Origin of the sequence: Orenia metallireducens (assembly GCF_003001995.1) — a bacterium.
In the GTDB taxonomy this organism is placed as follows: domain Bacteria; phylum Bacillota; class Halanaerobiia; order Halobacteroidales; family Halobacteroidaceae; genus Orenia; species Orenia metallireducens_B.
Map to the genome: position 1 here is coordinate 1 of NZ_PVNB01000050.1, position 7,841 is coordinate 7,841.

Genomic DNA, 7,841 nt, shown 5'->3' on the forward strand with positions numbered 1-7,841 from the left:
ATATGGTTATGATCCTGTCAACTGGGATTAAGTTAATCAAGCAGATAAAATAGAAGGGCTTTATGCCCTTTTAAACAAAAAATAAAGAAGGAGGGGGATAAATGGATTGTAAGATTAGAAAACAATTAATAGATCATGGATTTGAGAAAGAAGAAGTAATAGAGATGGAACAGTTTATAGACTTTTATTTAAGTCTTAATAAAAAGGAGAAAAAGAGTTGTATTAAAATCATGGAATTAATGCTTGAAACTGGTTTGAGATTTGATGATATCTGTTTTTTGGTTGAACATATAGAAAAAGACTGCCTTAAAAAGACAGCCCTTTAACTAAGTTTATATCTAAAAAATAGTCCTGTTAGTGGCAGGACTATCTATTTTATTATATCATAAAATTATATTGTGAGTTAGTTTAACTTTATAAAACTATATGAATTAGGCCAAGTATTTTATCAAAAAGTAGATTAAATAATCAAGTTAGTATTTTTTAGATAACAGTGATAAAAGCACAATATGTTGTCTTTTATCCTATTTACACCACTATATATAGTTTACTCAAAGTTGACAAAGGCAAAGCATTTGAGATAAAATTAAATTTAGTGATATTAGTAATATTATACAGGATTTTTATTTGTTTTATTGAATAAATAATAGAGAATTAAAAAGCAAAATGACAACCTCTCCAAAGGTTGCCATAACTAAGAGTTTTTGTTGAATTTTAAAACTAAATAATCTTGTTGTAAGCTCCAACTTACAGCAAGAAACCCCAAAGGTTTAAATATAGCTCCAACTATATTTACCTCTTTTAAACAACATATAGTAAAAAATACCCATTTTGTGTGTGAAAAAACACTATATGTTGCCTTGCATTACTTTATTATAGTGTGTAAATGCGTATAATGTCAATTGCTGGTTACAGCAAAATGTCTCTATAAGAAACTTTTAGAGCGAAATATATCTATATTTCTTTATTTCTTTACAAATTGAAAATAGCCATATTTTTATTAAAAAATACCATTTATGGAGACCTATATATTAATTTTGAGCCTTTGGGGGATTATTCAACTATTCTTAGTTTATCGTTATAAACTAGGGAGAGTATGTCCTTCAAAGGTTTTTTTATTATCAAAATTAAGGAGATGGTAAGCATGGAAAATCCAATTAAAGAGATTAGAGAGAACTTAGGACTAAAAAGAGCAGAGTTTGCAGATATATTAGGGGCTAGTTATTCATCACTTAGCCAAATAGAAAATAACCTAGCAGGTAAGCCCTACAAGTGTGTTTTAGAAGGGTTAGAGGAGTTAGGTTTTAAAAAGGCAGAAGTGCTGGATAAGTGGGATAAGTACAAAGAGCATAAAAGAAAAGAGAAGTTAAATAAAATTAAAGATAAGTTAGCAGGGTAGGTGGTCGCCCATGTCAAGATTAGAGCAGATAAAAAACCTTATAGATCATAACCAAGGTGAAGTTTTGACAATTGAGACCATAGCAGAACAGCTGGGATTGAGTATAAAAGAAGTTATTAAGTTTAGGATTCAATTAATCCAAGATAACCCCCTTCAATCCCAGCAGTAACGGGGGTTTGTGCATAAATGTCTCATAATAAAGATATATATTGCCTTATTTAGACTCTATATTGTGTAACCTTTAAAGTGTTATTAAAATCTTCCCCCTATAAACGTTGTAACCATAGGGGTTATTGCTTAAAGATACCATAATAAAGATATTAAACTTATATTTAGTTTGTTAGGAGGTGCAATATTGCCACAATGTTATATTTGTAATAAAACTTTTAAGAAGATAACAGCCAGTCATTTAAAAACTCATGGTATTTCTTATGATAGTTATATCAAGCAGTATGAACCCGATAAATATTATTATAAGAAGTCAGCAGAGTTACTGGAGGATTTATATATAAGTGTCCGTAAGGCATGGCTAGAGCAGACCAATAAAGACTATGTAACTAAGGTTAAGGGTAAAAATAGGAAGTGGGGCTTAAGTAGTGCAGATATTAAAGCACATACAAAGGGCAAAAGAACAATAGGAGTATATTTCCCTAAAGGTAAAAGTAATATATTAGCCCTAGACCTTGATATAAAGGACGTATTCACCTTACAGGAGGTTTACGAGGTAGTCAATAGGTTTATACCCTCTAAGTCCATTCTAACCTCTTACAGTGGAAATAAAGGGTATCATATAGATATTTTTATTGAGGATATGGTGGAGGATAAACTTTTAATGTCATTCTATGAATTGATTATTAGTGAGACAGGTTTAAGCAAAAGTAAGCTAGAGCTAAGGGGAGCAGGTAGCCAAGGGTATAAATTACCCCTAGGAATCCACCAAAAGACTAATAACTTTTGTTATGTATGTGATAAACACGGCAGACAGTTAAAAGATACAGAGGTATTGGACAAGCTGGAGAGCATAGAGAGAGTAAGCCCAGAAGTCCTAAATCATGCTATAGAAGTTAATGACATTGTAGTTTTAACAGCAGAACAGGAAAAGGAACTAAGGCAGATTGTAGAGAGTGTTAAGCCTTTACAGATATACAAGAACCCATTAGATAACCTTATAAATACTTTAGAGACTAAGGGCATAACAGAAGAAGGCACAAGGCATAACAGGGCTTTTGTGTTAGGGTTAGCATATAGAGAACGTGGCTATTGTCCCAAAGAGATAAAGCAGAAGTTATTAGAGTGGCATAGTAACCTAGATCAAGAACTATATAACAGCACACAGGGAGAAATAGAAAAGGATTGCAGTTATATTGCTAATGATGTCTTTAAAAAGGATAGTCAAGGCAACTTTAAATATAAATTACCTGTTTTAGATATAGACAGAGAGCCTATAATTAACCGTGAGGAACTATTAAAGATACTTGATATAACAGGGCATGGCAGGAGTACAATGCCCCTAAGAAAGCTATTATTTGCTATGATTCAACATTCTAAAATGTACGCAGATAATCAAGGTGTATTCTATATGACTTACGAGCAAATGAACGAGGCTATGGGGACTAAGAATAAAAGAGAGAAGTTGTTTAGGTGGATTGAAATGTTAGCAGGATTAGGGCAAGTGGAAATAGTCCAAAGGGACACAAGAAAGAAAGGCAGTAAAAAGCATGAACCCAACAAATATAAAGTTATAAACTTAAACACAGGCGTTAATATGTTAATTGAGCCAAAGGACAAGAGTTTTAAGATATGCCAAAAAGAAAAAAGGTGCAGTAGCTGTTTGGATAGAGCCACCTGCCACCTATTAGAAGATAAAGAAATAAAAGAATTATTCAGTTATAGACAAGCTAAGAAACTTTCTAAAACAGATAAATGTCCTATTAATAGTATAGCAAAGTAAAAATAATAATCAAGGATATTCTATATTGTGCCCCCTATAAAGAGATTTGAAAAAGCCCCCTTGAATTACCCCTCACAAACGTTGTAGTGATGGGGGTTTGTGCATAAAGGGGACACAATAAAGATATATAATATCATACTTGAGCTATAACCTGCCCACTTATTTCTACTTATATATTCTAACTACAGTCAGTCAGTAGTTACGTACGTACGTTAATATAGTGGCTTCTTATATTCTCCTATTTTTTATCTAGTAGTACAGTATAACAGTTACTTCTATAACTGGTTTGTTTATTTATTATATCTAACTGTATGTTATGTAGTGTAGGGTAGGGTTATCCATAGATCAATAAAGTATAAAGGAGTGTTTATATAAAGTGTAAGAACCTAGGGGTAAGATAACTGGATAAAGAAGATGGAGAAAGAGAGTAACAGCAAAGCCCCAATACTATTCGCACATAAGAAGAATAGACCCTATGATACAAGCCACGTAGTTATTAGATTAGAGGACTTTAAAGAGATTATGCCAGAGTTTATTGAGAGAATGAAAGAAAAGTATAGTCAAGCAAATTGAGAGAAGGCCTCCAATAGTGAGGATTAATATAGATTGAGCTTAGGAGGTACAACACTTCTTAGGTTTTTTATTTTAATTAATGTGTGTAAGATTCATGCAAGATATATCCGAATATTTATTAGCCTAGCAGTAACAAGGGATTAGGGCAGTTTTGATATGATAACACTACTTAAATTTATAAGGGGATTTATGAAAAACTAAGGGAGGTATATATCATGGGTGGTTATGGATCTGGTAGGGAGAGTAGAAAAAGAGCTGTAGAGGATTGTCTTTGCTTAAATGTAAACCTATTGAATAGAGAGGGCTATTTACAAGAAGGTTCTTATTTCACTCTAACGTGGTCTAGTAGTAACAACTGGAATAAGTGGACAGCTAAAATAAGTGGTATATCACATGAAGATTATATAGTTTTAGATTATATAGTGAACCAAGAGAGAAAATTAAATTATAAAGTATATCTTGATAAAGTACCTATGAACCTAGGAGGATACAAGAACTATTTGAAGTGTCCTAAATGTAACAGCAGAGTAGAGAAGATTTATAAAAGTGGTGCTAGTGCTTATTTTCTTTGTAGGGATTGTTTAGACTTGGTTTACAGGAGCAGTAAAGAGAGTGGTGATGAGTCAGCAAGAGTTAGAAGGGAGTTAGATAAACTATATAGGAAGTTAGGGAGCAAGTGGAAGGGTATTTATAGTGTGATACCTGAAAAGCCTAAGAATATGCACTATAAGATCTACAGGGAGATAAGGGATAAAATTTGGGTTTATGAAATGGAGCTGGATAAGTTGTTAATAGATAGTTTTAATAAACTCAAGAACCAATTAGGATAATACATTTTTTAGAGTCCATAAAAAAGCAGGGTATTAGCCCCCTTTGCTGTAGGGGTATGGAGATGATATAAAGACCGTAAGAGTAACCTTCTATAAACATAAGCCCCAGCACTAGGAGGGGTGTAGTCCCTAAAATAACAAGATAACTAAAGAAGGTAAATTATTGCTTGAAAAATGGAATATGTGTTAAGTAAAAAATAAAAACAAACACAGCTATGACACTTTAGCACATTGAAGGGATATAATTTCGATATGCCTTTGAGGCAGAACCAAATTTTAAAAACAACTCCTCCTATGGATCAAGAGCCTAAACCCAACAAAACCTGATATTTAAAACTATATGATATAAGTTTTTTGACACTATAAGAAAGTTAGGTTCTTCCACTACTGGAGCTGGTAGGGGTTGGCGTCAGTCCGTTGTAAATGTGAGTTTACAAAAAAATAGTGGTGTCGTCGTCGGTTTGGGAGTCTTAAGGATTAGATTAACCAAGAGTGAGAAGTAGTAGAAAGCAGAGAGTAACAAGGGTTCATTGACCTTTTACTTGATAGGATAAAAGATAATCTTAGTTTATAGTTACCGACAAAACCTAATAAAACCTAATATTTAAAAGTATGACCTGTTGACAAATGTTAACGTTATTATCTATCTTTTAAAGGATAATGTTGTGTGTTATAATATTACAGAAAGGAGCTGTTAACTATGAGTGAACAACTATTAAAAGAGATATTAAGTGAAATAAAAGGCTTAAAAAGTGAAGTTGGAGAGTTAAGAGCAGAAAGTACAGAAATTAAAAATAACTTAAATAACTTTAAAGAAGATGTTAATAAAAGGTTTGATAATCTAGATAAACAAACAGAATTAGTCAGTATTAAAGTTGATGAAGTTAATAAGAACATAGCAAAACTAGAAGGAGAAACTAAGACCTTAGAGGCTGTTACTAAAGAGAATCTTTATGACATTGCTAAGTTAAAATCTGTTAAAAGTTAATTTAATATTATTCAATAGATATAATCCACCTTAGTATTGGTGGGTTTTTTATTTAGGCTTATGAGAATAGCCCAAATTCCAGACTAATTAATTAAGTATATAAATATATGACTAACACAATAAACACATCATATAGGCAAAATATGAGGGTGTGAGGTGGTGTATAACTAAAAGTGAGATACCGAATAATTAATGTGTACGGTAAAAGTAGAGTTTAATCAGTAAAAAAAGGGTGTGCGATTAATACACCCCCCTTAATAAAACTTGCAAAAATTATGCACTACTGGAGCAAAAAAGACCTTGTTAGGTGTCCTGCAAATGGGATAACCTGCAAGGTCTTTTTATTATTCTCTTATGATCTACAAGATTAATACTAGATTATCTTATATTTGATTAGATTAATTAATTTAACTTATACAAATTTAACAAAGTTCTATTTTTTTAAATCCTATGCTACTAGACAAAGAAGGTTCAGACGAGAGCTAGTAACAAATGACTACTAAGTAAGCCTTTTTACTGGACTACAGGAAAGTACACTAAATCAGCTTTATACAGGTTAGGAAAGGCAGGTAAAAAGCTATATAAAGAGGTTACAGGCAGGGAATATCGACAGCCCTTTTGGAGTGAAAGATATATCCCTCATTTATTGCAGACTAACAGGGTTATAGTGGAGCTGGACGACATCATAAATGATTATTGGTTAGAGTACACGCCCAGCAGAGAGAGCAAGAACCAACTAGATTCACTTATAGAATTAAAGAACGGTCAAAAGGTAGCCCTAGAGCTGGACAGAGCTACCGAGGACAAGAAGGACATACAAAGGCAGTTTATCAATTATCAAAGAGAGTTAAAGGATTATGATCTACCACACAAAATAGTATTTATTACCCCAAGAGCAGAACAGTTATATAATTGGTGCTTAGAGGTTGCAGATACTAGCTTAAGCATGAAACCTTACTTTGTATCTGTAGAGAAGATTGATCAGTTAAGTAAATTAACCTGCTTAATTGCAGGTCTTTTTTTATACAAGTAACGGACAATCAAATATAATTTGTCCGAAATTCAGAGGGACAAAATTAATTATGTTTTTTTATGTGATTTTATGTTTAAAAGCTGGGGTAGTGTATTATTTAACAGAATTAAAGTCATTTAACACACTAGATAAGTCTAATTAGAGAGGGAACGAGTGGAGGGAGTGAGAGAGGAAAAAAGCAAAACTAGTTTATCACTTATAGAAGTTATCCAGTAACGACATTAGTTAGCAGAACGCAAAAATACGTTTAATGGATAGGTTAGAATTATAAAGGGTTTAGCCTAAAGCGAGAATCCTTATATAATTCATTAGATATAAGATGGTTTTCCGAGTTTCCCGAGGCCTAAAAAAGAGACTATTGATAAAAGTAGCTTAGACTTACGAGAATAGCCCAAATTTAAGAGCAATCCCTTTTAAATACCAATATATTAGTCAAATGAAATAAAATTAATATAATTAAATCTGACGGTTGTGTATTTGAGGATTAATAACAATAAAATATTTATTGGTAAAAATAAATTATTCACAAGTGTAATTTATGGATTAACTTTGCAAATAACATAATATTTTAACATAATACAATATTTTTTCACATTATCAACTCTATATTATTTCGCAAAATCACGATTTTGTGACAAAATCATAATCAAAGTATATTCAAAATCATTTGAAAGTGATATATATGTGTGTTAAAATCACATTAGGAGGTGACAAAGAACAAGTGAAAGTATATGATGTTACAGAAGTAGCAGAAATATTAAAAGTTACAGAAAGAACAGTTAGGAAAATGTTAAACGAGGGAGAACTTCAAGGTAAGAAGGTCGCTAGAAGTTGGAGAGTAACAGAGAATCAATTAAAAAGATATTTGGAGGGAAAAAGCATGTTAGATACTTTAGCAAAGGCATTTTGCCAAGATTTACGAGAAGATTTACGAGAAGAATTTAAAAAAGAAGTGAATGAAGGATTAAAAAAATATGGTTATGATCCTGTCAACTGGGATTAAGTTAATCAAGCAGATAAAATAGAAGGGCTTTATGCCCTTTTAAACAAAAAATAAAGAAGGAGGG

8 protein-coding genes and 1 pseudogene are annotated in these 7,841 nt (G+C 32.0%); all 9 read left to right on the plus strand.

The window, feature by feature from the left end; translation table 11 throughout:
• Positions 1–101 precede the first annotated feature (101 nt).
• The 9 genes and pseudogenes from BX659_RS18085 (at position 102) to BX659_RS18115 (ending at position 7,777) form a co-directional block, all read left to right on the plus strand.
• Positions 102–326 carry a hypothetical protein gene (locus BX659_RS18085; protein ID WP_106231955.1) on the plus strand — a complete coding sequence of 75 codons (225 nt, stop codon included), beginning with the start codon at positions 102–104 and terminating at the stop codon, positions 324–326.
• 818 nt (positions 327–1,144) lie between these two features.
• On the plus strand, positions 1,145–1,399 hold the full coding sequence (locus BX659_RS18090; RefSeq protein ID WP_219884438.1) for a helix-turn-helix domain-containing protein: 255 nt from the start codon (positions 1,145–1,147) through the stop codon (positions 1,397–1,399).
• 10 nt (positions 1,400–1,409) lie between these two features.
• Entirely contained in the window at positions 1,410–1,568 is a 159-nt protein-coding gene (locus BX659_RS19200; protein ID WP_181186461.1) for a hypothetical protein, read from the plus strand.
• 186 nt (positions 1,569–1,754) lie between these two features.
• Positions 1,755–3,350, plus strand: a complete 1,596-nt coding sequence (locus tag BX659_RS18095; protein WP_106231959.1) for a TOTE conflict system archaeo-eukaryotic primase domain-containing protein — start codon at positions 1,755–1,757, stop codon at positions 3,348–3,350.
• A gap of 414 nt (positions 3,351–3,764) precedes the next feature.
• Positions 3,765–3,923, plus strand: a complete 159-nt coding sequence (locus BX659_RS19205; protein ID WP_181186462.1) for a hypothetical protein — start codon at positions 3,765–3,767, stop codon at positions 3,921–3,923.
• Between the two features lie 215 nt (positions 3,924–4,138).
• Positions 4,139–4,753 (plus strand): hypothetical protein, encoded by a 615-nt coding sequence (locus BX659_RS18100; RefSeq protein WP_106231960.1) that lies wholly within the window; start codon positions 4,139–4,141, stop codon positions 4,751–4,753.
• 700 nt (positions 4,754–5,453) lie between these two features.
• Positions 5,454–5,741 (plus strand): hypothetical protein, encoded by a 288-nt coding sequence (locus BX659_RS18105; RefSeq protein WP_106231962.1) that lies wholly within the window; start codon positions 5,454–5,456, stop codon positions 5,739–5,741.
• A 547-nt stretch (positions 5,742–6,288) separates the two neighbouring features.
• Positions 6,289–6,774: pseudogene (locus BX659_RS18110) on the plus strand (replication-relaxation family protein); the annotation flags it as partial.
• 721 nt (positions 6,775–7,495) lie between these two features.
• Positions 7,496–7,777, plus strand: a complete 282-nt coding sequence (locus BX659_RS18115; protein WP_181186463.1) for a helix-turn-helix domain-containing protein — start codon at positions 7,496–7,498, stop codon at positions 7,775–7,777.
• Positions 7,778–7,841: the final 64 nt, after the last annotated feature.

Excerpts from the sequence above, each read along its gene's own strand:
- BX659_RS19200 (WP_181186461.1), top strand. The coding sequence starts at position 1,410 with ATGTCAAGATTAGAGCAGATAAAAAACCTTATAGATCATAACCAAGGT.
- BX659_RS18090 (WP_219884438.1), top strand. The coding sequence starts at position 1,145 with ATGGAAAATCCAATTAAAGAGATTAGAGAGAACTTAGGACTAAAAAGA.
- BX659_RS18100 (WP_106231960.1), top strand. The coding sequence starts at position 4,139 with ATGGGTGGTTATGGATCTGGTAGGGAGAGTAGAAAAAGAGCTGTAGAG.
- BX659_RS18085 (WP_106231955.1), top strand. The coding sequence starts at position 102 with ATGGATTGTAAGATTAGAAAACAATTAATAGATCATGGATTTGAGAAA.
- BX659_RS18105 (WP_106231962.1), top strand. The coding sequence starts at position 5,454 with ATGAGTGAACAACTATTAAAAGAGATATTAAGTGAAATAAAAGGCTTA.
- BX659_RS19205 (WP_181186462.1), top strand. The coding sequence starts at position 3,765 with ATGGAGAAAGAGAGTAACAGCAAAGCCCCAATACTATTCGCACATAAG.